This is a genomic window from Streptococcus criceti HS-6 (genome assembly GCF_000187975.2).
Classification (GTDB): Bacteria; Bacillota; Bacilli; order Lactobacillales; family Streptococcaceae; genus Streptococcus; species Streptococcus criceti.
This window is the reverse complement of sequence record NZ_AEUV02000002.1, coordinates 1,690,395-1,717,244: the sequence shown is the minus strand read 5'-3', so window position 1 is coordinate 1,717,244 and position 26,850 is coordinate 1,690,395. Positions and strand designations below refer to the sequence as shown.

Sequence of the window (26,850 nt, the reverse complement as noted above, 5' to 3'; positions counted from 1 at the left end):
CTCCTCGCGGGTGTGCATGGAAAGTTAGTGTTACAAAAAATCTCCAAGCGCACTACAATAAAGGTGTTCAAGCCTTATTGTAAAGCGAAAGGGGAAAAAGCATAGTTTATCACACACAAAGTGGCTGTTCTTCTACTCACCTCTAAGTATAGACGGAAGATCGTCTATAATCAATATCGAATCCGTTTAGGTTAGATATTATTGGGCTTCATTTGTGTCAGCATACCTTCTACCTTAAGCATTTTAGTATTTTTCTGCTTTATATTATGATTAATATAGCACAGATAAACGGACCCAATGCAGTCATTTAGCTGATTTTCTTTGGAAGTGCAGGTATCTAAAAAAGCAGGCATACGCCTACTTTCTATTAACTATTACGCTTTTTCTAGGACGCCATCATTGAGGTGATAAACCTCATCAGCAAACTCTTCTAATCGTATATCATGAGTGACAATGACGATCGCCTTATCACCTTGGTGGGCAAGATTGGCAAAGAGTTCACCGACATCTTTAACATGCTCACTATCAAGAGCGGCAGTGGGCTCATCAGCTAGGACGACCTCAGGCTGGGTGTAGAGGGCCCGCGCAATGGCTAGTCGTTGGCGTTGACCACCGGAGAGCTGATCAGGATATTTGTCTTTGAGTTGGTAAATGCCTAGCTGTTTGAGAAGTTGGACAAGGGCATCTGCACCAAGATTGCCCTCTTTTTTTACTTGATCAACCAACTGTAATTGTTCCATAGCCGTAAGATAAGGAACTAAGCTATAGTTTTGTAGGACAAAACCTATTTTTTCCAAACGGAGACTATCGCGCTCTTTGGACGTCAGCTTGAGAATGTCTTGTCCATTGATGGAAATGCTGCCATCATCGGGTGTTTGCAGTCCGCCTGCGATGGTCAAAAAGGTACTTTTCCCAGAACCAGATGGGCCCAAGACTAGGATAAGTTTACCTTTATCAATAGTGAAATCAAGATTTTTGAGAACATGAACGCGAGAGCTGTCCTTACCGAAATATTTATTAATATATTTTAGTGATAATACGGCCATTTTAACCTCCAATAATACTTGTAGGATCGATTTTAGCAATGATACGAAGTGGAATTAGTGAACCGATCAAGGCCATGATAATCATCCCAAATGACACTAGGGATAAGAGGTTGAACTTGAAAGTCATGGGAACGTTGCTTGGAATTGCCAAGGAAGTTATTATAGTCAAAAGAATTCCCAAGATTAAACCTGTAGCCGTGAGGATAAAGGATTGCGCTAGAGTAGCGCTCATTAGGCGACCGGCTGGAATCCCTTGAGCTCTGAGAACTGCAAAGTTATTGATCTTCTGGATAGTAATGATATAGAGAAAAACAGCAATGATAACGAGGGAAATAATCATGAGAAAGGCAATCATAAAGACGAAGGTTTCATTTTGTGCTGAATAACCAGGTAGCTTTTGAATCATAGAATTAACACTATAAGATTTAACGCCGTCTTTGTCAACATCGAGGTTTGCTTTCTTAGAAACAATCGCACTGGCCGCAAAGTCTTTAGTCCCCTTCAAAGTTTGCCAGTCTGAGAGCTGTCCATAAACGACAGGAGCAATATTGAGCTTAGCTCCTCGGGTAAAGCCAACAATGGTAAAGGTTTGATCAAAGCCGTTAAGCTTGATCTTATCTCCAAGATTATAGCCATCATCAGCTAGGGAATCATCGACAACCACTTCATGCCCTGCTTTAAACGAGCGGCCATCAGATATCTTCATATCTTTAGCAATAAATTGGCTGGCCTTCAAGCCAACAAAGGTTGCGGAGGTTTTTTTGGCTCCTCTGGCAGTCAGGATGACAGTCGTTTCTCCAATTTGAGCCTTATCCCTATCATCTGTATATGGCTTGACTTGTTCTTTAGTCAAGAGAGACTGACGTAAGGTTGTGTTGGCATTATCATTGAGCAGGACTGTTTTAATCTTCCATGACTCAATAGCTGCTGTATTCTCATGTGCCAGTCCGAGGGCCAAGCTAGTCATGATAAATATGAGATAAGTAATCAGAGTGATCATAGCAATGACCAGACTATAACGTACTTTCTCATGTCTTATTTCCTTTAGTGCTAGAAACATCAGTGTACCTCCAATTTCATCCATTTCATCATACTACTTAGGCATATCAGTGTCAAAAATTACTTACTTTAGAGGCTGGACAAAAATTTGTCCAGTATTCCTGTCTTGGAATAAACTCTTGGCGCAGTGGTTGGCTGCTGGATGCCGAAACTACACTAAGATGGTTAATAGAAACGAGCTTGGACTTAAAATGACATAGAACTTTTATACGTAATCTTCAGAGATTACAACATTTTGTGGGCGAGGGCAAAGTCCTCATAGCTGCTATGCTACTCTCTTTTTAAGTGGTCTAAATCATAGGATTCTATCAGTATTTCCCTAGATAGTATAAGTTTTATGAGTGAAATCGTGTTATACTCCTGTTACTATTGGAAGAAGGAGCAAAATATGATTAAGGTAATTGCGACCGATATGGATGGAACCTTTTTAAGAGATGATAAGACCTTTGATCGCCAGCGATTTGCTCGGGTTCTCAAGAAGCTAGAGGAACGAGACATTAAGTTTGTTATTGCTAGCGGCAATCAGCATTGCCAGTTGCGGCTAAATTTTCCGCAATACGATCAAAGATTGACCTATGTGTCAGAAAATGGTTCTCATGTTGTGACAGAGAATCAAACGATCTGGGAAAATTTTATCGAGCGGCAGACGGCTCTTGACTGTTTGAATTTCCTTCAGGAAAAATTTCCTCAAGCTTTAAATATGGTTATCTGCAAGGATATGGCTTATTTATTAACAGACGCCGATTCTAAGACGATTGATGTGCTCAAAAGTTATTTACTACCCAAAATGCAACTGGTTGAGTGTTTTGAGCAAATGCCAGAGGATCCTATTTTTCAGCTAACGGTCTGGGTTCCTGAGGAGTTAACCCAGCAAGTTGTGACGGAAGTTTCTCAGACTTTTGCTGATCGAAATTTGACAGGGACCTCCAGTGGTCCCGGAAGTATTGATATTATTATCTCTGGTATGCATAAGGGAAAAGGGCTGAGCTATCTTCTCGATTATTGGGGGCTGGAAGCAGCTAATCTCATGTGTTTTGGTGATGGCGGCAATGATATTGAGATGCTAAAGCTGGCCGGTCAATCCTATGTCATGGCCAATGCTCCAGAAAACATAAGGAAACTTGGACAGTTAGCACCATCTAATAATGACGATGGCGTCTTACAGGTTATTGAAAGCTATCTAGACAGACTGGGAAAGGAAGACTATGAAAGTTGAACATTTAGCTATCTCTGTCAAGGACTTAGAGGGAGCCCGAAACTTTTTTTGAAGCATACTTTCAGGCCCAGTCCAATCAGCTCTACCACAATCAAAAGACTGATTTTCGGTCTTATTTCTTGAGTTTTGCGGATGGGGCTAGACTGGAGATAATGAGTAAGCCAGATACTCTAGACCTTGCTAAAGAAGCTAATCGAACTGGGCTAGCTCATTTTGCTATGAGTCTCGGAAATAGGGAAGCGGTTGATGATTTGACGAAACGCCTAGAGGCCGATGGTTACAAGTGCATCAATAGCCCTCAAACGACAGGTGATGGCTATTATGAATCTGTTATTCTAGGATTCGAGGATAATATCATAGAATTGACTGTTTAAGCGATCGCGTTTCTTATTTGTCTTTTAATTAGAGTTTAGCTGGTGACTTTCATCAGCTTTTTTGCAGGTAATCATAGTATAGTATCAATTCCTAATAGGATTCTATAAGAAAGAGCCTTTATAGGGTTTTATAATATCGATAAGGCTAAAGTTACGAAAGGAGTGGGGCTGAGCCCTAACTGATTTATGACCAAGAAGCTATATTTGATGCGACATGGAGAAACCCTTTTTAATACTCAAAAACGGGTTCAGGGCTGGTGCGATTCTCCCCTAACCCTAAATGGTATTGAGCAGGCTAAGCAGGCCAGAAATTGGTTTAAGGCCAATGATGTTGACCGTCAAGCTATTTATTCCTCAACTCAAGAACGGGCTGCAGATACGGCACGCCTCATTGCTGAAAATGACAAGATTAAGCAGCTCAAGGGGCTCAAGGAGATGAACTTTGGTATCTTCGAGGCCCAGCCAGAAAATCTCCTGCCGAAAATGCGGCCGGGAGCTCGCTCCTTTGAGGACCTCCTAGTTCCTTATGGCGGTGAGGATATTACTAAGGTTGGTGAGCGGGTTTGTCAGGAGATTCTGATGACAGCAGAAAATGACCCAGCGCAAGAAATTATTATGGTCAGTCATGGAGCAGCCCTCTGGGGACTCATTCAGCATTTAGATTTGGCTTTTCCAGAAGGAGTAACATTCGGCAACTGCAATATCTGCCTCTACGAGTACGAGAGCGGTAGTTTAATACTAAGAAAAGTCATTGATCCTTTAAGTAAGAAAGAAGTGGTTTTATGAAAACGCTCTATCTTATGCGACACGGGCAAACACGTTTTAATGTGCAAAAGCGAATCCAAGGAGCTTCGGACTCTCCCCTGACAGAGTTAGGCATTGAACAGGCCAGATTAGCTAAACAATTCTTTGATGACCAGAAAATCGCGTTTGATGCGGTCTATGCCTCGACCCAAGAGAGGGCCGGTGATACAGCCCAAATCGTCAGCGGTCGTAATGATACGATCCGTCTCAAGGGACTCAAAGAGATGGATTTCGGTTCCTATGAAGCACAGCCGGAATACCTCAACCCACCTCTGCATACGGATGGAACGGGCTATCGCGATGCCTTCGTCTTTTTTGGTGGAGAAGACACTATGGCTGTCCGCCGTCGCATGGTTAAAACACTCACCAATCTCATGGAGGAATTGGCAGAGGGCAGTAAGGTTTTGGCGGTCAGTCACGGGGCTGCCATTGCCCAATTTTTCCGAGGAGCTTTGAAAGAAGCTCCTGATGTGCGAGGAATGAGTAACTGTGCCATTCTCAAGTTTACCTATGATAAAGGACAGTTTGATATGCACTATATCTACAATCCCACAAAAAAAGAATTTATCTATCGCAAGTAGCTAAACCTCTCTTTGGAAGTCTCAGTCGCTTGTGCCAAATACGGACGCTCTAAGTTAGGAGGTGAGTCCATGGTTTGCCTCCCTTTATTGGCTGATTTTATCGAGTGGCCTAGGTGTCTGTTTTCTTGAGGTGAGCAGAGTTGTATAATGGTCTTGTAAATCATTTTTCTAGAAGGAGTAGCTTAGATGGCAACGCATCTTTATTTGATGAGGCACGGTGAAACCCTCTTCAATGTTCAAAAACGGATTCAGGGTTGGTGTGATTCTCCCTTAACTCAAAAGGGGATTGATCAAGCCAAGCGGGCAGGGCGTTATATGCGAAAGCATAGTATTAAGGCAGATGTTTATTTCGCGTCAACAACAGAGCGGGCCTGTGATACTTTAGAGCTAGCGACAGGCGTAAGTAAGTACGGCCGTCTCAAAGGACTCAAAGAAATGAGTTTTGGTAGCTTTGAAGGGCAGCAGGAGTACCTTCATCCACCGCGGGACTATCGTCGTAAGGTCGGTAATTATTATGAAATACATGGCGGTGAGTCAGATAGTCAGGTTCAGGAGCGCCTTAAAGCAAGCATTACCCAGCTGGCTCAAGATTATGATGGGCAAACGATTTTAGCGGTCAGTCATGCTGGAGCCCTCATGCATTTTGCACATGCGGTTGGGATTGATTGGGAGTCTTATCAAATTTTTCCGACCAACTGCTCAATTTTTGAATACAGCTATGACCAAGGTCAATTCAAGCTACTGAAGCTAATTGATCCTATTCAAGAAATTGTTCATAATTTTGATTAAGAAGTCAGATTAGGCTGAAAACATAGGATAGTATTAGAATTTCTGATGATAAATGAAGTTTGCCAAATTTTATCAGGCTATAATAAGAATAACGAAAGAAAGGAAGTATTCTTATGACTGAATTACAAGCATTTCCAGACGGATTTTTATGGGGTGGAGCAACGGCAGCTAATCAGTGCGAAGGTGCCTACGATGTTGATGGTCGTGGTCTAGCCAATGTTGACGTGGTACCGATTGGTCCCGACCGTTTCCCAATCATTGCCGGTAAACGGAAAATGTTCGATTTTGAGGAGGGGTATTTCTATCCAGCCAAGGAATCCATCGATTTTTACCATCACTACAAAGAAGACATCGCCCTCTTTGCCGAGATGGGTTTTAAAACTTACCGAATGTCTATCGCCTGGTCGCGAATTTTCCCAAAAGGGGATGAAAGTCAGCCTAATGAAAAAGGTTTGGCCTTCTACGAAGCTGTCTTCAAAGAATGTCACAAATATGGTATTGAACCTCTAGTGACCATTACTCATTTCGATTGTCCAATGTACTTAATTGAGCATTATGGCGGCTGGCGAAATCGCAAGTTGATTGATTTTTATGGAAATCTCTGCCGAGCTATCTTTAATCGGTACAAAGGCCTAGTCAAGTATTGGTTGACTTTCAATGAAATCAATATGATTTTGCATGCACCGTTCATGGGAGCCGGTATTTGTTTTGAGGAAGGTGAGAATGAAGAAGAAGTCAAATATCAGGCGGTGCACCATGAACTGGTAGCTTCAGCCTTGGCCACCAAGATAGCTCATGAAGTAGACCCTGAAAACAAGGTCGGTTGTATGCTGGCGGCAGGGCAATATTATCCGAATACCCCTAATCCTGCTGACTACTGGCAAGCCATGCAGGACGACCGGGAAGGCTATTCTTTGATCGATGTTCAGGCGCGTGGCTACTATCCAAACTACCTCCTTAAAAAATTTGAACGTGATGGCCTTGATATCACAATGACCGAGCAAGATTTGGAACTCCTGAGAGACCATACGGTTGATTTTGTTTCTTTCTCTTATTATTCCAGCCGAGTGGCTTCTGCTGATCCAAAAGCTAATGAAGAAATACAAGGTAATATCTTTGCTTCCATTAAAAATCCTTACCTGACATCATCTGAATGGGGCTGGCAGATTGATCCTCTAGGACTTCGAATTACCTTGAATACCATCTGGGATCGTTACCAAAAACCATTATTTGTCGTCGAAAATGGCCTAGGGGCAGTTGACGAACCCGATGCGAATGGCTATGTTGAAGATGATTATCGCATTGACTACCTGCGGGAGCACATCAAGACTATGAATGCGGCTATCAATGAAGACGGTGTTGAGCTTCTTGGCTACACTACTTGGGGCTGTATTGACCTCGTATCAGCTGGTACTGGTGAAATGAAGAAGCGCTACGGATTTATCTACGTTGATCGTGATAACCAAGGCAATGGCAGTCTTAAACGCTCTAAGAAGAAATCCTTCGACTGGTACAAGAAGGTTATTGCTTCCAATGGGACAGAACTGGATTAATATAATTTGGAAGAAGTTAATTTATATAAGTTACTAGAGATTTGCGATATAAAAGTCTGAGAATCCTCGGACTTTTTTGATTTGGAAGTAAGGAAATTTCTCATACTTATTGAAAAATAATACAATCATAAAACTAACTAAAATTCTTGACAAATATGAGTTTTGAAAGCTAATATAGTCTATATTTATTGTTATAGTTTTAGGTTTTATAAGGAGAATTTTATGGAAATCAAAAGTCAATTATCTATTGCTCAATCGCATGCCAGTCAATTTTCGGCGACAGGCAGCACTCTAGCTGGCATTGGTGAAGTGGCTAAGGATGATTCCACCACTGTGGCTGGCAATGCTAAAGCGCATGAGGCGCTGAAGCTAGCTCAATCAGCTCGACAAAAAGTTTTTGATTTGCTGAGTCATGCTTCCACAAATATTCACAGTGTTGCCAGTGAATTTGAATCTGTTGACGCCAATCAGGCTCAGGCTATCCGTGCCACAAAGCTGTAAGGTGAGCCGTGATGCTTCAGTTTTTTAGAAAATTATTGAGACGCTCAAGCCCCAGTGTTAATGGAACCTATCGGACGTTTAAGAATGCTCCGCTGTCCCCAAACACTCCGTACGTATCGCCTGATCAGTTTTCAGCGACAGGAGCTCCGATAACAGGTTTTGTCCAGCAGTCTGTTCAGCCTGCCAATCCTGCTGGTTTTCAGCCTATGCCGCCGACATGTTCCACTGCAATGTCTGCCCAGCCAGTACCTGCCCCAGTGGGTCCCCAGCCCGTTCAACCTGTGACTCCTGCTGGCTTCTCGACAGCTTCGGAAGCTCCGACAGTACCCTTCCCATCAGGGACCGTTCCAGCTCAGACTCCTCAGCCAGTCTCTCTGGATCAATCGTCAGTTCCAAAGCAGGAGCCGAAACTTTCTCGGTCTGAGCAAGTGGTATCCCAATCGTCGCCTTCTAAAAAGAAAGCGCCATCAGATCAGGCTGCTAAAAAGTATCAGCTTGAAGATGCCAGCGAATGGCGAAAGAATTTAAACCGGACTTTAGAGCGTGAGCGCCAAAATCTTGGGCTCAATACTTGGCCGACTCCTCCGAGCAAGGAAGACTTGGAAGAGCTGGAACGGCGCCGAGCGAAAATCAAAAAGGAGGCAGAAGCCGAGGCTAAACGTCGGGAAAAGCGGAAAGAGATAGCAGCCAAGGAGACCGAGCAAGATAAGCTTTTGCAGCAAGAACGGGATTTATACGAAGAAGAAGATATGTTAAATGCTAAAAGCCGCCGATTAGACGAGCAAGAGCAGATAGTCGGTGAAGTCTTAGCTAGGCTGGGCGGTGCTTTGGAGGGTTTAGCCTATGCTTACCGATTTTCTGGTGAAATCGAAAGAAGCTACCATCTGGTCTTCCAAGAGCGTGGCAGAGCCGATGATTTACTAGAAACCGCTAAGGAGAAGGTGCAGGCTCGAAAAAGACAGGTCATCGAGGAGCAAGGAGTGGTTTATACCCAGCGTCAGAAACTGACAGCTGAGATCGAAGATTTAGAAGAGGAGATTAGGAAGATTCCATGAGTATTGATATGTATTTAGAGAAATCTCAAGCACAGGCAGCCAGTGCCAAGGCCATAGCCCAGCAAGAGATTCAAGCCTATGAAGAGCTGGAAGCTGCTTTAGAAGATTTTGAGAACAGCGGGGCTGAATTAAAAGGAAAGACCTATGATTCGGCTCGGCGGTATTCAGCCACCGTCCTGCGCCCGCTGGCCATGATTGGGAAACAGCTGGCTCAGACTGTGGCTGAGGCCGTTCAGCGTTTCCCAGAAGCTTATATGGAACAGGTAGCTCATGAGAGTCTGAAAGAATCGGAGTTGGAGATGGCTATTGCCGAGTTAAATCTTCGGATTTCCAATGCTCGAGATGCGGTTGACGCCATGAATCTGGATCGCCATGATGCCAATGAAGGGGCCCGGCTGAACAGCTATCACAGGATGATTGATGCTGCAGAAAGCAGCCGGCGGGTTTTGGAAGACAAATTGGAGAAACTGCGTGCCTTTAATGCGACGTCTCCGCAGATATTTTCCGAGATTGATGCCTTAAAAGCTGCTTTAGACAGGGGCATTGCCCTAGCAGAGCAGAGTTGGGACAGCCAGACGGGGACCTTCAAGTCTGTAGGCACTCAGTGGCTTTCTGGCATGACGGCCATCACTAATCAGTTGGCGAAGGAACTGAAACTGTCCGCAGAAGAGCAGCAATATGTGGAGAATCTCAAGGCCCAATACGGCTTTGACGACATCACTGCCCGCCAGATTATCCAAGTCAGAAGAGGGTTGGAGAAGAAGTTTCCCGATAAGGGTCAAGAAGAGAGAGACTACATCCTTAATCTAATTATGGGAAGTTTTGTCTATCAAGAAGATTCTGGAGTAAAAGGATATGTCAACAATCAAATGTGGTTTCAGACTGCGGGAAATCTTGCGGATGTAACTGGACTACCCATTAGAAATGCATCTGATTTATTAGAATGGCTGGGAATGGATAAAAAGGATGTTAAGAAATTGAGATATAATATTAGATTGCAACATACAATGTCTGATGGAAGTCAAATGACTGCTGAAGAAATGAAAGAAAAAGATAAAGATGCTTATGTTCAGGCAAAGAAAGCATACAAGTCAAACTATGGTTCAGCAAAAGGCTTCGATGAATTTTGGGATAAAAAATTGCAGGATTATACAGATAACGATAAACAAACCAATGCAGATTTTGCCCATCAATCTATTACAACAGCCACGATATTACGTCCTAATTATTCTGCGGCTGACTTATATGGTGGTAAGGATCACGTAGAAAAACTAGCAGGTTGGCTCGGTGATACAACGAGTGCCGCAGGAGCCAGTCCAAGTATTGGAAATGATGACTACAGAGCAGATTTAGATTCCGTCAATATTACAGCTCGCATGGAAAAAGAAGGACTAAGTTATACAGAAGCTTCGAATCAATACTATGCAGATATTGATTCTGGGGCAACCACAAGAGCTGACGAGTTTAAGACTAATCAAAATTATGGAGAAATGGAAAGTGCTATAGTTGGCTCTAATACAGGTTCAATTGATGATGAAAGTATGGAGCGCTTGAGAGAAGAAAATCCTGAAAGCTATAACTTTATCATGAGTGTGAAGAATGGCGATAATAACTTAAGGAACTATGCGGATGAATAATAATTTAAATAAAATACTTTCTATAATCATCATTTTTATAATGTTAATTTTAGGGATAGTAGCATTCAATGATATGAAATATCATCATACAACTACTGTTATTAATATTTTTGACGAAATTTATACTCAGACAAATTCTAGTTACTTAAATAAAAATATATTTAGAAATCTGAATGATGTTATTGTTTATAAAAAAAAGGTCTATGATAGTGATATGAATGACACGGGAAAGCTGAATCCTCAAGTAGTTTATAAGGAGGAAGCGTTTTCGAATATTTACTCTAATGTAAAAATTGATTTTGATTTACATTCTAAAAATCAAGGATTTATTATCTGGTTTCAAAGAAAGTTACCTAATAGTGATTTTTTATGGTACACCATCAAGTATAATTCAAAAAATAAGTTGTTAGAAAAGGAAGTTAATATCCTTAATAATAATGGAAGAAATATAGCAGATACTGATAAGGAAGTTCGACCTTATCTTAAAAGTCAAGAGATAAAAGTTCAAGAATTAAATGATGACTATAATAAAATAATCAATAATCTTGTCCTCAAAGACTGGGTAAGCATTTATGAAAGTAAATTTTCTTCAACTAACTATGGTGATGTAACAGTTAAAACTCAATGGCAAGATTGGTAAAGTTGCTCAGAGATTTCTAATAGTTATAGCTTATTTATGGGTCTGAAAATGGTAAAATTCAACTTGTTCAGTACGTTAAAACTGCCGAGTGACAAGGAGAAAGTCATGCACAAAAAAACTATTATAATAAGTATCTTGGTCACTATCCTATTGTTTATCCTAGCACCATTTGGTTACCAGTAGCTTGACCCTAAGTATAAGCTATCTCAAAATATCTTTGATGAGATGTATGTCAAGATGGGGAGGGTTACTCCTTCCAAGAAAGTAACAAGAAAAGATTACTCAAATTTTGATGATAATGACAAAGAGTACCCTGTTGTTGAATTCACATATAACGGTAATGTTTCATCAGAATATGAAGATATCTTTTTTGCAAAAAATAGCAGGGATAGAAGTTTGGAGATCTGTTTTACGAAAAAATTAGATAAGGATATCGATTTAAAAATGTGGTATATCTATAGGTCAAATGAAAAAAGGGCTGAGGAAGAGTTAATTATTATTGATAATCAAGGTGATGAGGAACGTTATATTGATCAAACTTCTCAGATCAAAACTTATTTAAAACGCTATCATGTAACCAACGCTCAAATTAAGCAATCCTATAAACGTGTCATAAGAGGTCTTATTCTTAAAGACTGGACTAAGATTTATGACAGTCAATTTACTCCTAGTGATTATGACAAGATTGAGGTCAAAAAACAGTGGTAGGATTGGTAACTTACTGTTTAAAAACCAAGGCGCAAGAGCTTGGTTTTTCTTATACCGAAAAATTCTGTGTTATACTAAATTCATGAAAACTTTTGAAGAAATTTATGCCAACCATGCAGAAATGCCCTATATCTCAGCTAAATATGAGGACGAGCTGAGACGCAAGCCAATCTCGAAGCGTAACATGGAACGAACGAGAGAAGGCTTGCTGCCTGGACACATTATCTTGCTTTGGCGGATTAATTTTGGTACCTATACGACCTACAGTCCTCATCACAAATATTTCTATACGACTTATGGCATCGATGCCCAGAAGGAATTGGACTGGTTGATAGAACACGATTACCTTCGCCTGATGTCCGCCAAAGAATCACTCATCTATTTGCGAGCTGATAAGCTCAAAGACTTCCTCAAAATTAAGACGATCAAAGGCTTGTCCAAGATGAAGCGGCAGGGCTTGGAGCAAAAAATGTTAGAGGTATACAGTGAAGACGAACTGGCGCCGCTCTTTGCTCTGCGGGGTTATGCTTTGACAGCCAAGGGTGAAGAGGCCTTAGCCGCTCATCCAGAAATTGTTCGGCGACACCCGCAAAAGAAATTTTAAGCACCTGCCGTAAATAAGGCTGAGTTCTCAGACTCATTTCCAGCCTTTCTTTCTGTCCAGAATTTTCTTTGAGGATTAACAACTCATAAATAAAAGGCCAAATAAAAGCTAAATAATCATATCAGACAGGGCTAAAGCCCTTTGAAGCGAGGGCGAAGTGTGCTATAATAAGCTAGTTAAAAGATTCAAATTAGGAGAAGAATAATGGAATTAACTCGTGATCAAGTATTCGTTAATCAATATCACTATGATGCCCGCAATTTAGAATGGGAAAAGCAAAATGGTGAGCCGAAAACCAATGTTGAAGTAACCTTCCAATTGGTCAGCAAGGATGACAAGAAAAACGACACCCATTTGGTAGCTGTTTTGCAGTTCCAAATCGTTCGTGATGAATTCGTCATTGCTGGTGTCATTTCACAAATGGTGCACGTCCATAATCGTTTGGTCAATGAACCAAAAGAATTTTCTCAAGAAGAAGTTCAAAGTTTGGCAGGCCCGCTCTTGGAAACGTTGCAGCGCCTAACTTACGAAGTGTCCGAAATCGCTCTTGACCGTCCAGGTATTAATCTGGAATTTTAAAATGAAATTAGCAGTTATAACGGACTCCTCGGTCTACCTCCCCAAAGATTATTCGGATCACCCCGACCTTTATATCTTGGATATTCCCATTATGATTAATGGTGAGACCTATGTTGAGGGGAAAAATCTGACCATTGAGGAGTTTTATCCCAAGATGCAGCAGGCTTCCAGTCTGCCGACGACTAGTCAGCCCAGCATCGCAGATTTAGAGGATACCTTGACCAATTTGGAAAAGGGCGGCTACACCCATATTCTGGGGATTTTCCTTTCCAGCGGTATCTCAGGTTTCTGGCAAAATATCCAGTATTTGATTGAGGAACACAGCCAGCTGACGATTGCCTTTCCAGATAGTAAGATTACTAGCAGTCCCATGGGTTATATGGTAACCTCAGCTTTAGAAGGGGCGAAAGCCGGGCTGAGTTTTGAAGAGATTTTAAGTCAGTTGGAGACCATGATTGCTGGAACTGAAGCCTATATTATGGTCGATGACCTTAATCATTTGGTAAAAGGCGGCCGCCTCTCCAATGGAGCTGCTCTTTTGGGAAATTTGCTTAATATCAAACCCATTATGCATTTCAATGAGGGGGTTATTGAGGTTTTCGAGAAGGTTAGGACTGAGAAAAAAGCCCTCAAACGTTTAATTGCGATTTTAGACCAGAGAGCTGAAGAAAAAGCCTACAAGACTTGGATTATTGAGGCCAATGCCCAAGACAAGGCTCAAGCCTTTCGTCAGCAGCTCTTGGCCAGTGGCTTTAAAGGTGACTTGGACATTGTTCCTTTTTGTGGCGTGATTTCTACCCACCTTGGAGAAGGGGCAGTGGCGGTCGGTTTTACACCCAAGGCGGATTAGCGGCCGCATTTTTTAATAAGGCTGACTTGGTCAACTGTGCTTAGTCAATTTAGGAGGAAACAGGTATGAGTATTAAAGTTATTGTGGCAGGATTTAAGGGACGGATGGGTTCAACCGCTGTCGATATGGTCAAGGGAGATGCTGATTTGGAATTGGCGGGACTTCTTGATCCCTTCGCTCCTGAAAAAGAGATTGATGGCATTCCGGTCTTCAACAAGAAGGAAGACTTAGTTGGCTTCGATGCTCAGGTTTGGGTTGATTTCACCATGCCCAAGGTTGCCTATGAAAATACTCGTTTTGCTTTAGAAAACGGCTTTGCTCCTGTTGTTGGGACAACAGGCTTTACACCTGAGCAAATCAGCGAATTGATCGAACTTTCTCGTCAGCAAAAAGTCGGTGGTCTGATTGCGCCTAACTTTGCTATCGGAGCCATTCTTCTTATGGAGTTTGCTGCTAAGGCAGCCAAGTATTTCCCTGATTTAGAAATCATCGAACTCCATCATGATAAGAAAAAAGATGCCCCTAGCGGAACGGCCGTTAAGACTGCTGAATTAATTCAGAAGGTCCGTGCTCCTAAGAAACAGGGGGCTCCGGATGAGGAGGAGACCCTGACTGGTGCACGTGGAGCTGAGTTTGATGGTTTTCGCATCCATTCAGTCCGCCTTCCGGGTCTGATAGCTCACCAAGAGGTCATCTTTGGTGCTGAAGGCCAAGGCTTGACCCTTCGGCACGATTCCTATGACCGCGTTTCCTTCATGAGCGGAGTTAATCTAGGGATCAAAGAAGTGGTGAAACGAGAGGAACTCGTTTATGGGTTGGAAGAATTACTATGAGATTAAAAAATTTGCCTTCTGAGTTTCAGGAGGCTTTACCAGTCTTAGAGAAGATAAAATCAGCAGGCTATGAGGCCTATTTTGTCGGAGGATCGGTGCGGGATGCCCTCTTAAATCGGCCCATCCACGATGTCGATATTGCGACCAGCTCCTATCCTCAGGAAACCAAGAGGATCTTTGAGAGGACGGTAGACATTGGCATTGAACACGGAACAGTCTTGGTCTTGGAAAATGGCGGCGAGTATGAGGTTACGACCTTTAGAACTGAAGATGTTTATGTTGATTACCGCAGACCCAAGAGCGTCTCTTTCGTCCGCTCCTTGGAAGAAGATCTCAAACGACGAGATTTTACTGTCAATGCTTTTGCTTTAGCTGAGGATGCCCAAATTGTTGATCTTTTTGATGGCTTCAGCGACTTGGAGAACCAGGTTCTGCGGGCGGTTGGCAGAGCTGATGAGCGTTTTAGCGAGGATGCCTTGCGAATTATGCGTGGGCTTCGTTTTGCGGCTAGCTTGAATTTTACCATTGAAACTAGTACTTTTGCGGCCATGAAGATCTACGCTCCTCTCTTAGAAAAAATTTCGGTTGAGCGGTCCTTTATCGAGTTTGATAAGCTCTTGACTGCTCCTTATTGGAAAAAAGGATTGGAAGCCTTGATTCAGGCTAAGGCTTGTGACTATCTGCCTGATTTACAAGGGAAGGCTGACAAATTGGCGACCTTGCTGACAGATTATGCAGATGATTTTGTCTTTGCGACCAGCGAACAAGCCTGGGCTGCTCTCTGCTTAGCCTTGAAAATCAAGAATTGCAAGGCTTTCTTGAAAAAGTGGAAGACCTCCAGTCACTTTCAAAAGATGGTAACACAATTAGTAGCTATTTACGACCATCGTCTAACGGCTGTCCACGATAAGCAAACCCTTTATCGCTACAGTAAGCCTCTGGCAGAGTTAGCTGAAAATCTACGACAGGCTCAAGGTTTGACGGTCGATTTTGACTTGATTGCCCAGTTGGATGCTAGTCTCCTCATTCATCATAAGAAAGAGATTGTTGTCAACGGCGGTGACCTCATGGCTCAATTAGGACTCCGGCCAGGTCCAGCGCTGGGGCAGGTTTTGAACCAGATAGAGGCCGCTATTGTTCAAGGGGAGTTAGCTAATGAACGAGAAGCTATTTTAGCCTTTGCTGAATCTAAGATTGAGTAAGTAACTGTATTCACAAGATTAAATTCTTAGCGTCAGCTGGAAAAAGTTTGGAAAAAAGTATTCCAGCCTTCTATTTTTGCAGTAATAACAGTTTGCCGCAGTGCTTGGGAGAAAGACTTGTTGGCACTGCCAAGAAGTCTTTCCCCTGCACAGTTCATTAGGTGCTTTAGCACCAATGAACCACTGCTGATTGGAGGTCCTTATCTTGGGGTGCAGTTCCATTTTCAAGTCCCCCCTTAAACAGTCCACTGGACTGTTTAACTACTCCGTAAGTGTTAGCGGCCATCCTAATCAACTTGTGCGGAGGTGGGACAACGAAGTCAATTTATATAAAAAATCGACTTCTGTCCCACTCTCAAAACAGACAGTTGCCGTTGTGGTAAAAAGACGGTTGACCCTATTTAAGTCAATCGTCGAGGGGATTTTCAAGACCCTAGGCTTGAAAATGAGCAATGGAACTCCGTTAGGAGATTGCTTGCGTCCCTACCACATAAGGCTAACTATCAAAAAATGTGAATACAAGTTCTAAGTAACTTGCAACTATTTAGCATAAACATATTTATGTAAATCAAAAGAGATTTCTAGTCCAGGGAGGAAAAATGAACGATTTTATTGTAGAAGGATTGACCAAATCGGTTGGAGATAAGACCGTTTTTTCAGATATTTCCTTTATTATTCACGATCTGGATCGCATCGGTTTGATTGGGGTTAATGGGACTGGGAAAACAACACTCCTAGATGTTTTGGCGGATAAGATTGGCTTTGATGGAGATGTTTCTCCTTTTTTAAAGGCCAAAGATTATAAAATGGCCTATCTGACTCAAGAGCCAGATTTTGATGATAGCCAAACGGTGTTAGATACGGTTCTCTCGTCTGATTTGAAAGAAATGGTGCTGATTCGCCAATACGAGGAACTTATGCTCCACTATGATGAAGCCAATCAAGCCAAGCTGGATCAGATCATGGCTGAAATGGACAGTTTAGATGCTTGGACTATTGAGAGCGAGGTTAAAACTGTCCTGTCTAAGTTGGGCATTTCCGAATTGACTCAAAAAGTCAGCCAGCTTTCCGGAGGATTAAAACGGAGGGTACAGCTGGCTCAGGTTTTGTTAGGGAATGCGGACTTGTTACTGATGGACGAGCCAACCAACCACCTCGACATTGACACCATTGCCTGGCTGACGAATTTTCTCAAAACCTCCAAGAAAACCGTCTTCTTTATCACTCATGACCGCTATTTCTTAGATAGTGTGGCGACACGCATTTTTGAATTGGAGCAGGCCCGATTGACCGAGTACCAAGGCAATTACCAAGATTATGTCCGTCTCAAGGCCGAAGCAGATGAGCGAGAAGCAGCCAATCTGCATAAGAAGCAGCAGCTCTACAAGCAGGAATTGGCCTGGATGCGGACCCAACCCCAAGCCAGAGCTACCAAGCAACAGGCCCGAATCAATCGCTTTAAGGAGCTCAAGGGCCAATTGCAAAAGACATCCTCAACCAATGATTTAGCCATCAATTTCCAGACCAGTCGAATTGGCAAGAAGGTACTCAATTTCAAGGGGGTATCTTTTGCCTATCCCAACAAGCCAATTTTGCAGGATTTTAATCTTTTGGTGCAGAACAAGGATCGAATCGGCATTGTCGGTGATAATGGCGTTGGCAAATCGACCCTCCTCAATCTCATTAATGGAGATTTACGGCCGACTTCTGGCCAACTTGATATTGGTGAGACAGTGAGAATTGGTTATTTCTCCCAGCAAATCATGGGGATGGACGAGAGCAAGCGAGTCATCAATTATTTGCAAGAGGTGGCCGATGAAGTCAGGACAACTGTGGGGACAACCAGTATTACCGAACTTCTGGAACAGTTCCTATTTCCGCGTTCTAGTCATGGTACACGGATTGCCAAGCTATCTGGCGGTGAGAAAAAGCGGCTGTACCTTCTTAAGATTTTGATTGAGAAACCTAATGTTTTACTTCTGGATGAGCCAACCAATGACTTGGATATTGCAACCCTGACCGTTTTGGAGAATTTTCTCCAAGGTTTTGGCGGGGCTGTTATCACTGTTAGTCACGACCGCTACTTCCTAGATAAGGTAGCTAATAAAATCTTAGCCTTTGAAAATAACACGGTTCGGGAGTTTTTTGGCAATTATACTGATTATCTGGATGAGCAAGAATTTCTTCGACATCAAGCCAGCCATGACAGTCAAAAGGCTGAAAAAGAATCCCAAGATGCTCCAAAAGAAGAGTCTGTCAAGAAACGCATGTCTTGGCAGGAAAAGCAGGAATGGGCTTCAATTGAAGATGACATTGCCAGTCTGGAAGATAAGATTGCGGCAGTTGAAGCTGATATGGAAAATTATGGCAGCGACTTCGCCAAGTTGGCCGACCTGCAAAGAGAACTGGACCAGCTCAACCAAGACCTGCTGGAAAAGTATGAGCGCTATGAATATCTGAGTGAGTTGGAGAGCTAAGGACTAGTTTATTTCTTAAGTAGCGAGATCGTTAGAAACTCCGAGAAGAAGTTGCTTGCGTCTGCACTGTCTAAGAAAGCATCAAAATTCTGATTGTGATTTTAATCAAGTACGAGTATAAGAAAGGAAACCAAACCCTCTATGAACCTTATCTGGTCTTATTTGAAAAAATATCCTAAGTGGCTGGTTTATGACTTCTGCGGAGCTTTCTTATTTGTAGTGGTCAATCTGGGCTTACCGACGGTTTTGGCTCGGATGATTGACCAAGCTATTAATCCCAAAGATAAGCAGTCTCTGACCTTTTGGACCCTGATTATGCTGGCTGTTGTCATTTCGGGAATTATCGGCCGGGTGACACTGGCCTATGCAACTGGAAAGCTATCGACGAATATGGTCCGAGATTTGCGCCGGGACATATATGCCAAACTGCAGGACTATTCCCACGAAGAGTATGAAAAAATCGGTGTCTCTTCACTGGTGACACGGATGACTAATGATGCCTTTGTTTTGATGCAGTTTACCGAAATGAGTTTGCGGATGGGGGTGGTGACACCGCTTATGATGACTTTTTCTGTTGTCATGATTTTAGTCACCAGCCCGTCCTTGGCCTGGGTAGTTGCTGTTTTTATGCCTTTCTTAATAGCAACCATTGCCTATGTGGCGATCAAGACCCGTCCTTTATCTGAGCGGCAGCAGAGGACTTTAGATAAAATTAACCAGTATGTTCGGGAAAATCTGAGCGGCCTGCGGGTCATTCGGGCCTTTGCTCGTGAGTCATTCCAAGAAGACCGTTTTGACGAAAAAAATCAGGATTATGCTGGTATTTCAACGAAACTCTTTACCCTGACCGGCCTGACTGAACCCCTGTTTATCCAGATTATTGTTGCTATGATTGTGGCGATTGTCTGGCTTGCTTTGAAACCTCTGCATCAGGGAAGTCTGCAAATCGGAGATTTAGTGGCTTTCATCGAATACAGTTTTCATGCCCTCTTTTCTTTCTTAATTTTTGCCAACCTCTTTAATATGTACCCTCGGATGGTCGTTTCCAGTCGACGGATCAATGAAGTCATGGATATGCCCCTGTCTATTTCGCAAAATCCTGACGGGGTAACCGAAACAGACAGTCGGGGTTATCTGGAATTTGATCATGTCACCTTTGCCTATCCGGGTGAAACAGAAAGTCCAGTTCTCCACGATATTTCCTTCAAGGCTGGCCCCGGGCAAACGACGGCCTTTATCGGCTCAACTGGTTCTGGAAAATCCTCTCTGGTCAGTCTGATCCCGCGTTTTTACGATGTAACCTTGGGCAAGATTTTAGTTGATGGTGTCGATGTCCGTGATTACAATCTCAGGGCTCTGCGGCAGAAGGTTGGCTTTGTTCCGCAGAAAGCTTTGCTTTTTACCGGTTCGATTGAAGAAAATCTCAAATATGGGAAGCGTGATGCTGACATTCAGGAGCTTGATCAGGCAGCCTCAGTAGCCCAAGCCAAGGAATTTATCGACAGTCGTGAAGAAGGGTACGCCACCCATCTAGCCGAAGGAGGCAGCAATCTTTCTGGTGGTCAAAAGCAGCGCCTAGCCATTGCCCGAGCTGTTGTCAAAAAGCCTGATATTTATATCTTCGATGATTCTTTCTCAGCCTTGGATTATAAAACTGATGCACAGCTGCGAAAACGCCTCAAGGAAGTCACTCAGGATGCGACTGTCTTGATTGTAGCTCAGAGGGTGGGAACTATCATGGATGCAGATCAAATCATTGTTCTTAACGAAGGTCAGATCGTCGGTAGAGGTACCCATGAAGAACTCATGAAAACCAATGATATCTACCGCGAAATCGCTAACTCCCAGCTCAATGCTGGCAAGCTCTTGGAAGAAAACTAGAAAGGAGGGGCTTATGTCAAAAAATGTCTTTTTACGCTTGTGGTCCTATTTAAAACATTATCAGAGCACCCTCTATCTGGCAATCTTTCTTAAAATTGTGGGAGCAGTGGCCAGTGTTGTTGAACCCTTTGTTTTGGGTCTCATGGTGACAGAACTGACCTCCAGCCTTTTATCCGGTCGAGCTATTGATGGGAAGAAAATTCTCTTTCTCATTATTGTTTATGCTATTCGTGGTCTTTTATCTGAAATTGGTAGTTATGGTTCTAATTATTTCATGACCAGAACAGTGCAACGCTCTATCCACGATTTGCGTCATGATCTCAGTCATAAAATCAATAAGATTCCTGTATCTTATTTTGATAAGCACAAGTTTGGGGATATGCTGGGGCGCTTTACCAGCGATGTTGAAACTGTTTCTAACGCCCTGCAGCAATCCTTCTTGCAGATTATCAATGCAGTTCTAACTCTAGCCATGGTCATCGCTATGGTTCTCTACCTCAATATCCAATTGGGCCTTTTCGTTATTGCAACGATTCCCATCACTTATTTCTCAGCGTCTTATCTTCTGAAAAAATCCCAGCCCTATTTCAAACGTCAGGCTGATGTTTTAGGAGATATGAATGGTTTTGTTCAAGAAAATCTGACGGGCTTTAATGTTATCAAGCTCTACGGCCGAGAAGAGGCTTCTGCGCAGGAATTCGACGGTATTCTCGACGAGTTGCAGGAGGTTGGTTTCAAGGCCAGCTTTATTTCAGGTATCATGATGCCTATCCTCAATGCCATCTCAGATACTTCCTATTTGATTATTGCTGTCTGGGGCGGCCTCAAGGTTATCGCCGGAAAATTGACCATTGGTAATCTTCAAGCTTTTGTCCAATACCTCTGGCAAATTGGGCAGCCCATTCAAACATTGACTCAATTAGCTTCTATGCTCCAATCAGCCCGCTCATCTCTAGAACGGATTTTTGCTGTTCTGGATGAAGAGAATGAAGTATCTGATGTCACCGAGCACCTCTCCCATAATTTAACCGGTCAGGTGTCCTTCAGGCATGTAGATTTCCAATACGCAGAAGGAAAGCCATTGATTAAGGACTTTAATTTGGATGTTCAGCCTGGTCAGATGATTGCTATTGTTGGGCCGACTGGAGCAGGCAAAACAACCTTAATCAACCTGCTTATGCGCTTTTATGATGTGACCAAGGGCGCTATTACAGTAGATGGCCACGATATTCGCCATCTATCTCGGCAGGAGTACCGTCAACAGTTCGGTATGGTGCTCCAAGATGCTTGGCTTTATGAAGGAACCATCAAGGAAAACTTACGCTTTGCTAAGTTAGATGCGACAGATGAGGAAATTATCGCAGCAGCCAAGGCGGCTAATGTTGACCACTTTATTCGAACCCTGCCAGGCGGTTACAATATGGAAATGAACCAAGAATCCAGCAATGTTTCTCTGGGGCAGAAGCAGCTCTTAACCATCGCTAGAGCTCTTTTGGCCGATCCAAAGATTCTGATTTTGGATGAGGCGACTTCCTCGGTTGATACCCGTTTAGAACTCTTGATTCAAAAAGCCATGAGTCGACTTATGGAGGGACGGACAAGCTTCGTCATTGCCCATCGCTTATCAACCATTCAAGAAGCTGATAAGATTCTGGTCCTCAAGGACGGTCAAATTATTGAGCAGGGCACTCACGACAGGCTCTTGGCTGATAAGGGCTTCTATCATGATCTTTATATGAGTCAATTCAGCCAGTCTTAAAACAGTGCTATCAATTCCTTCACTGCAGGCTAACCTCTTTTGCCCTTTTGAATGAAAGTATTTATGGGAGAAGCGTATCGAGAATGAAAAAAGCACGGAAAGTCTATTTTAAACAAAGGAGTTAACAATGAATGGATTAGAAGATATGAGCTCAGAAGAACTTCGGCAGCTTTTTCCTATCTTTTTGGTAGCCCACAATGATGACTGGACAAATTGGTATGAAGAGGAGAAAAAGAGTATTTTGGACTTACTTGCGGATAAATTTTCTGTCAGCGTTCATCATATTGGCAGCACCGCTATTCCCAAGATTTGGGCTAAAAACATTGTGGATATTTTACTGGAAGCTGATAACAGACAAAGTCTTCAAGAGATTAAGACCATCCTGCTGGCTAACGGTTGGCTTTTTATGAGCAAGACTGAAACTCGCATATCGCTTAAGAAAGGTTACACAACAAGTGGTTTTGCTCCAAGAGTTTTTCATCTGCATCTGCGACTTTTGGGAGATTGTGATGAACTCTATTTTAGAGACTATCTGATTAAACATCCGAAAACGGCTAAAGCTTATGAAGAGTTGAAACTTTCTCTCTGGAAAAAATTCGAACACGACCGTAATAGTTATACGGAGGCTAAAGCAGACTTTATCAGGAAATATACTGAATTAGAAAAGCAAAAGGGTGATAAGAATAGGAAAATCCTATAATACAGCCTACTTTCCTCGGTTTGACAGATAGCCAAACAATTGAAGTGTTAATCATTTGTCAATCCTGCATCGGCCATGATGCAGGATTTTTCATTATGGCTTGAAGCTAGTTTTTCTCAAAGAGAAAAACAAGAAAACCACCAGCTTAGCTGGTGGCTGATAAAGACTTCTAGTTTCCATTTATTATGCGATTGTCAGTTCGCTTTGCGGCTTTGGATGCCAAACAAATAAATCACTCGCAAATGTCTAGAAGAAAATTGCTATGATAAGAATGTAAGGAGGGGAGAGAAGTGCATGATGATTTTGAAAGATAAAGGTCAAGAAGTTATACACCTTTCTGCTAGACAAAGAGACTTTATGACTTCTGAAGCTTTGACACAGGAACTCCAGGCCATTTCATCAGCGGCTTTTTATAGTATGTGTTTCGCACTACCGATCTTTTTTGAATTTTTATATTTTACAAGGCTGATAATACTTTGTAGTTATGAAGCTAATATTTCTTATTATGATTAGCCAGATTGGATTTGGATATTAAAAGGATGGATTGACCATTGACCAAATTTTTGAAAATATTTTATGATTTGTCTCGCACCGCAAGGTGCGAGACGGACTAAAAGTCACATAATTAAAAAGGTCCGAAATTTTTCGGATCTTTTGTTGTTATTTAATAGTTTACAGTTCAGCGAATCCTAAAGTAGAGCGAGAGAAGGGCAATGCCAATCATCAAGAAGAAGAAAGCGACCATAATGCCAATAATACTGGCCGAAAACAGGGGGCTGCCCAGTAGAATAAGGCCAAATAGGATAGTAAGAACAGCCGAGGAGAGATTGATGGAGTATCTCGGATAGCCAGCCCGACGTAGCTGGACGCCAGTGACTAGGCGCAGCAGTCCAGATAGCAAGACCCAGTAAGCAATGATGGTCATAAAGGCTTTAGTCAAGGAAAAGACAGAGCTGCTCAGAAGTACAAAGCCAAAGACGACAGAAAGAAGACTTTGAATGAGCTGCCAAATGCTGCGGTATTGGGGACTGTTCAAATATTCCAAAAAACTAGCAATTCCAGTCACAAAGATAATCAAGGCGATGATCCAGGCAATCGTAGCCACGCTGGTTAGTGGATTAGCAAAGAGAAAGACAGCGTACAGGATTGAAAACACTCCTCCGATTAAAGGAAACCATTTCATAAGTAGACCTCACTTCTATGTTTATCCCTATTATAGTTTAGCAATAAAAGAAAAGCAAAGAGAACCCATCATTATTAATAAAAATAGGGACATGGCAATAGTTCGAGACCATCGCTATGTCCTTTTCTCAGAAGATCTAGTAGTTTATACTCTTTGAAAGTCAAAATAATAAGCCTTCGAGTACACAGCCTAATACATTCGTGGCAAGTTTCTATGTTGTTACTCATTAGCATGAATGTCATAATTGTTGAGTAGCCAATCACCAACGCCCGGTGCGTCTGGGTTGTGAGCAGGTTGATTTTTATCAAGAGCGCGCAGTTCTTCCATTTCTTGGCTCGTCAATTCAAATTCGAAAATATCAAGATTCGATTTGATACGAGCTGGTTTAGTTGATTTTGGCAAGACAAGGATACCTTCTTGGTTCTCAAAGCGAAGGATAATTTGTCCGACATCTTTACCGTATTTTTCAGCCAGCTTTTTGATGACTGGATCAGACAGCAGCTCCTTATTCCCCTGACCAAGTGGTCCCCAAGCCTCGATGAGGACATTATCTTTAGCTAGCAGTTCTCGCAATTCTTTTTGTTGGGCATAGGGGTGCATTTCAACTTGGTTGACAGCAGGCCTAGTTTTAAACTGTGGCACATACTCTTTCCATAGTTTAGGTGTCATATTAGAGACACCGATAGATTTGATTTTGCCAGCAGCCTGAAAATTCTCCAAGGCACGCCAGCCATCTAAGACTTCTCCGTAAGGCTGATGAAGCAGGACCAAATCGATGTAGTCTAAATTAAGCTTTTCTAACGAAGTATTTAAGCCTTTGACGGCTAAATCATAGGCGTAATCCTGCAGCCAGAGCTTGGTAGTCACGAAGATTTCTTCGCGCGGAATGCCAGAGTCCGCAATAGCTTGGCCAACTTCTTTTTCATTCATGTAAGCCTGTGCGGTGTCGATGTGGCGATAGCCCACCGCGAGAGCTTCTTTGACTGCCGTATAAGTCGAGCCGCCCGCAGGGATGCGGAAGACCCCGAAACCAACTGCGGGGATAGTATTGCCGTCGTTAAGTGTAAATGTTTGTACCATGGTTTTTCTCCTTTTTAACAAGATACAAAGCCGTTAAGCACTCCAAAGAAAAACAGGGAACCTGACAAAGAATTAATAAAATTCTAGGAAGGTGAGTCTTTTTTCACAGGAGTGTAGGCGTGTTCAATTAACAAGATACAGCCAGATATCTGTTAGCTAAGTGTTATGCACTTGGTAACAAAGGCTAATGATAAGAGTGAATTGGCTGCTTCTAGTTTTATTTTTTCTAAAATATAGCAAAAGCAAGCTAATAACATAAGCTATTGCTAAGCAAGTAATGTACGCTAATCGCGTATAATACCAAAGTTTGTATTGACAAATTTGCTTGGTTCCAGTGCGACTTCCTTTATAAAATCAGCGATAGCCAGCCGCGAAATATTGTTGGCATAAATGATATCACCTTTGGGGATTAAATCATAAGAGCGGTCGCTTGAATTATCAAGCCAACCTGGTCGTAAGATTGTGATGTCAAGGCCTGAGTTTTCCAGAATATCGGCAGCCTGTCGATAAGGTTTTAGAATTCTTGCAACTTGACCATTTTGGCCAGGCAATTCACCATAAATACCATAGGATGAGATGAAAATAATGCGCTTGGTCTGCGTTGCCTGCATGGCATTGACGATGGCTGTTACCATTCTTGGCAGATCGCCTGATAAAGCAACGAAAACAAGATCACTACCGATAAGAGCTTGTTCCAAGGCAGCTTTATCAAAGACACTGGCTGCGATTTTTATCGTACGAGCGCTATCTGGCAATCGATTGGCTGACCGTGAAAACAAGGTCAGCTCCACCTCAGTCTCATTCAGTAAGATTTTTGTTGTGGCACGGCCGAGTGACCCTGTCGCGCCGATGATTGTTACTTTTGTCATTTAATATCCTCTTTCTATCCCATACGGCCATTCTTCATGGCAGCAATGACACCGCCGTCGATAAGAAGGTCTGTTCCTGTAATGAAGCTAGCCTCCTCGCTAAGTAAATAGGCACTCGCAGTTGCAACTTCAGCTGTTGTTCCAACACGTTTAGTGGCCGAATTATCAATCAAAGATTGATAACCAGTCGGATTTGCTTTCAGTTCGTGACGAGCCAAAGGTGTAATGATGATACCAGGACTGATACTATTGAGTCGAGCCCCACGTTCTGCCCAATTTAGACTTTCTGCTTGCACCCTCAGAATATTGCCCTGCTTGGAGATACCGTAGGCACCTCCAGGCATATCTTCTTGAATAAAATCCAATTTGCCTAAATCATCTGCTGGAGTTGTCATCAAGGCTTGACGTTGTTCAACTGTCACAAAGTCCGTAAACATGTGCCCAGCCATACTTGAAATGACAAGACCGGAACCGCCGGGTGCTATAATTTTTCCGAAAATTTCTAGAGCGATAGCTGTACCAACCAGATCCACCCGAAGGACGTCCGCAAAAGTCGCTTGATTTGGTGAAAGTCCCGCTGTATGGACGTAATAGTTGATATCGCCTAGTTGTTTGGCCTTATCAGCAAAGGCTTGGATAGAGGCGCGTTCACCTGCGTCAACAATGACTGTTTCGACGGTGAAGCCAGCATTCTCCAAATCTTCCTTGGCATTCTCAAGATTTATTTGATTGATATCTCCTAAAATAAGTGTTTTGCTGGTTGCGATGCGGCGCACAATTTCAAGTCCGATGGCTCCTGCACCTAACAAGACTACAATATCCTTTGATTTTTTCATGTTTTTTCCTTCCTTATTCCTTATCCTATAGTTT

General features: G+C 42.6%; 25 protein-coding genes and 2 pseudogenes. 21 read left to right on the top strand and 6 right to left on the bottom strand.

All coding sequences use genetic code 11. The features are described from left to right. Positions 1 to 374 precede the first annotated feature (374 nt). Together STRCR_RS08050 and STRCR_RS08045 are read right to left on the bottom strand one after the other, a co-directional pair. A complete protein-coding gene (locus STRCR_RS08050) occupies positions 375 to 1,046 on the bottom strand; it encodes an ABC transporter ATP-binding protein (RefSeq protein ID WP_004225615.1) in 672 nt (223 codons plus the stop codon). 1 nt (position 1,047) lies between these two features. Further along, a complete protein-coding gene (locus STRCR_RS08045; protein WP_004226736.1) occupies positions 1,048 to 2,106 on the bottom strand; it encodes an ABC transporter permease in 1,059 nt (352 codons plus the stop codon). Between the two features lie 387 nt (positions 2,107 to 2,493). On the opposite strand from STRCR_RS08045, the gene STRCR_RS08040 reads away from it, so the two are divergent. The 21 genes and pseudogenes from STRCR_RS08040 to STRCR_RS07940 all read left to right on the top strand — a co-directional run bounded on the left by STRCR_RS08040 (position 2,494) and on the right by STRCR_RS07940 (position 23,361). After that, positions 2,494 to 3,321 (top strand): Cof-type HAD-IIB family hydrolase, encoded by an 828-nt coding sequence (locus tag STRCR_RS08040; protein WP_004225617.1) that lies wholly within the window; start codon positions 2,494 to 2,496, stop codon positions 3,319 to 3,321. Beyond that, positions 3,311 to 3,695, top strand: a pseudogene (locus STRCR_RS08035) (VOC family protein). Before STRCR_RS08040 ends, STRCR_RS08035 begins: the two are co-directional and overlap by 11 nt. 186 nt (positions 3,696 to 3,881) lie before the next feature. After that, on the top strand, positions 3,882 to 4,481 hold the full coding sequence (locus STRCR_RS08030) for a histidine phosphatase family protein (RefSeq protein WP_004229656.1): 600 nt from the start codon (positions 3,882 to 3,884) through the stop codon (positions 4,479 to 4,481). Then, complete coding sequence (locus STRCR_RS08025; RefSeq protein ID WP_004226571.1) at positions 4,478 to 5,080, top strand: histidine phosphatase family protein; 603 nt, start codon at positions 4,478 to 4,480, stop codon at positions 5,078 to 5,080. Before STRCR_RS08030 ends, STRCR_RS08025 begins: the two co-directional genes overlap by 4 nt. 186 nt (positions 5,081 to 5,266) lie before the next feature. Next, positions 5,267 to 5,869: a histidine phosphatase family protein gene (locus STRCR_RS08020; RefSeq protein ID WP_004228703.1), complete on the top strand. Its 603-nt coding sequence runs from the start codon at positions 5,267 to 5,269 to the stop codon at positions 5,867 to 5,869. Between the two features lie 113 nt (positions 5,870 to 5,982). Next, positions 5,983 to 7,422: a 6-phospho-beta-glucosidase gene (locus STRCR_RS08015; RefSeq protein ID WP_004227253.1), complete on the top strand. Its 1,440-nt coding sequence runs from the start codon at positions 5,983 to 5,985 to the stop codon at positions 7,420 to 7,422. 222 nt (positions 7,423 to 7,644) lie between these two features. Beyond that, on the top strand, positions 7,645 to 7,923 hold the full coding sequence (locus tag STRCR_RS08010) for a TIGR04197 family type VII secretion effector (RefSeq protein WP_004225209.1): 279 nt from the start codon (positions 7,645 to 7,647) through the stop codon (positions 7,921 to 7,923). A gap of 11 nt (positions 7,924 to 7,934) precedes the next feature. Next, positions 7,935 to 8,978 (top strand): hypothetical protein, encoded by a 1,044-nt coding sequence (locus tag STRCR_RS08005; RefSeq protein ID WP_004228957.1) that lies wholly within the window; start codon positions 7,935 to 7,937, stop codon positions 8,976 to 8,978. After that, positions 8,975 to 10,615: a hypothetical protein gene (locus STRCR_RS08000; protein WP_004230025.1), complete on the top strand. Its 1,641-nt coding sequence runs from the start codon at positions 8,975 to 8,977 to the stop codon at positions 10,613 to 10,615. The genes STRCR_RS08005 and STRCR_RS08000 overlap by 4 nt, the downstream gene beginning before the upstream one ends. Continuing rightward, on the top strand, positions 10,608 to 11,255 hold the full coding sequence (locus STRCR_RS07995; protein WP_004228596.1) for a TipC family immunity protein: 648 nt from the start codon (positions 10,608 to 10,610) through the stop codon (positions 11,253 to 11,255). Before STRCR_RS08000 ends, STRCR_RS07995 begins: the two co-directional genes overlap by 8 nt. 207 nt (positions 11,256 to 11,462) lie before the next feature. Next, a pseudogene (locus tag STRCR_RS07990) lies at positions 11,463 to 11,963 on the top strand (TipC family immunity protein); the annotation flags it as partial. Positions 11,964 to 12,045: 82 nt separating this feature from the next. Continuing rightward, positions 12,046 to 12,567, top strand: coding sequence for a hypothetical protein (locus tag STRCR_RS07985; RefSeq protein ID WP_004228607.1), 522 nt, complete (start codon positions 12,046 to 12,048; stop codon positions 12,565 to 12,567). 204 nt (positions 12,568 to 12,771) lie between these two features. Next, entirely contained in the window at positions 12,772 to 13,146 is a 375-nt protein-coding gene (locus STRCR_RS07980) for a DUF1149 family protein (RefSeq protein ID WP_004227418.1), read from the top strand. A 1-nt stretch (position 13,147) separates the two neighbouring features. Beyond that, positions 13,148 to 13,996 carry a DegV family protein gene (locus STRCR_RS07975; RefSeq protein WP_004226324.1) on the top strand — a complete coding sequence of 283 codons (849 nt, stop codon included), beginning with the start codon at positions 13,148 to 13,150 and terminating at the stop codon, positions 13,994 to 13,996. 65 nt (positions 13,997 to 14,061) lie between these two features. After that, the gene (gene dapB, locus STRCR_RS07970) at positions 14,062 to 14,829 is read left to right on the top strand and encodes a 4-hydroxy-tetrahydrodipicolinate reductase (RefSeq protein WP_004229002.1); all 768 of its coding nucleotides are present in this window, start codon (positions 14,062 to 14,064) and stop codon (positions 14,827 to 14,829) included. Further along, positions 14,826 to 16,031 carry a CCA tRNA nucleotidyltransferase gene (locus STRCR_RS07965; protein ID WP_004227823.1) on the top strand — a complete coding sequence of 402 codons (1,206 nt, stop codon included), beginning with the start codon at positions 14,826 to 14,828 and terminating at the stop codon, positions 16,029 to 16,031. Before dapB ends, STRCR_RS07965 begins: the two co-directional genes overlap by 4 nt. A 599-nt stretch (positions 16,032 to 16,630) precedes the next feature. Further along, complete coding sequence (locus STRCR_RS07960; protein ID WP_004229894.1) at positions 16,631 to 18,508, top strand: ABC-F family ATP-binding cassette domain-containing protein; 1,878 nt, start codon at positions 16,631 to 16,633, stop codon at positions 18,506 to 18,508. Between the two features lie 141 nt (positions 18,509 to 18,649). Beyond that, positions 18,650 to 20,389 (top strand): ABC transporter ATP-binding protein, encoded by a 1,740-nt coding sequence (locus STRCR_RS07955; protein ID WP_004226774.1) that lies wholly within the window; start codon positions 18,650 to 18,652, stop codon positions 20,387 to 20,389. 13 nt (positions 20,390 to 20,402) lie between these two features. Further along, positions 20,403 to 22,148, top strand: a complete 1,746-nt coding sequence (locus tag STRCR_RS07950; RefSeq protein WP_004227193.1) for an ABC transporter ATP-binding protein — start codon at positions 20,403 to 20,405, stop codon at positions 22,146 to 22,148. 127 nt (positions 22,149 to 22,275) lie between these two features. Further along, positions 22,276 to 22,848 (top strand): GrpB family protein, encoded by a 573-nt coding sequence (locus STRCR_RS07945; protein ID WP_004225287.1) that lies wholly within the window; start codon positions 22,276 to 22,278, stop codon positions 22,846 to 22,848. Positions 22,849 to 23,142: 294 nt separating this feature from the next. Next, the gene (locus tag STRCR_RS07940) at positions 23,143 to 23,361 is read left to right on the top strand and encodes a hypothetical protein (protein ID WP_040804589.1); all 219 of its coding nucleotides are present in this window, start codon (positions 23,143 to 23,145) and stop codon (positions 23,359 to 23,361) included. 166 nt (positions 23,362 to 23,527) lie between these two features. Here the strand turns inward: STRCR_RS07940 and STRCR_RS07935 are convergent, their stop codons facing one another. The 4 genes from STRCR_RS07935 to STRCR_RS07920 all read right to left on the bottom strand — a co-directional run bounded on the left by STRCR_RS07935 (position 23,528) and on the right by STRCR_RS07920 (position 26,816). Continuing rightward, on the bottom strand, positions 23,528 to 24,031 hold the full coding sequence (locus STRCR_RS07935; protein ID WP_004227227.1) for an HdeD family acid-resistance protein: 504 nt from the start codon (positions 24,029 to 24,031) through the stop codon (positions 23,528 to 23,530). Positions 24,032 to 24,250: 219 nt separating this feature from the next. After that, positions 24,251 to 25,111, bottom strand: a complete 861-nt coding sequence (locus STRCR_RS07930; protein ID WP_004228012.1) for an aldo/keto reductase — start codon at positions 25,109 to 25,111, stop codon at positions 24,251 to 24,253. A 284-nt stretch (positions 25,112 to 25,395) separates the two neighbouring features. Then, complete coding sequence (locus tag STRCR_RS07925) at positions 25,396 to 25,980, bottom strand: NAD(P)H-binding protein (RefSeq protein ID WP_004229223.1); 585 nt, start codon at positions 25,978 to 25,980, stop codon at positions 25,396 to 25,398. Between the two features lie 14 nt (positions 25,981 to 25,994). Next, positions 25,995 to 26,816 (bottom strand): SDR family oxidoreductase, encoded by an 822-nt coding sequence (locus tag STRCR_RS07920; protein ID WP_004229794.1) that lies wholly within the window; start codon positions 26,814 to 26,816, stop codon positions 25,995 to 25,997. Positions 26,817 to 26,850 lie beyond the last annotated feature (34 nt).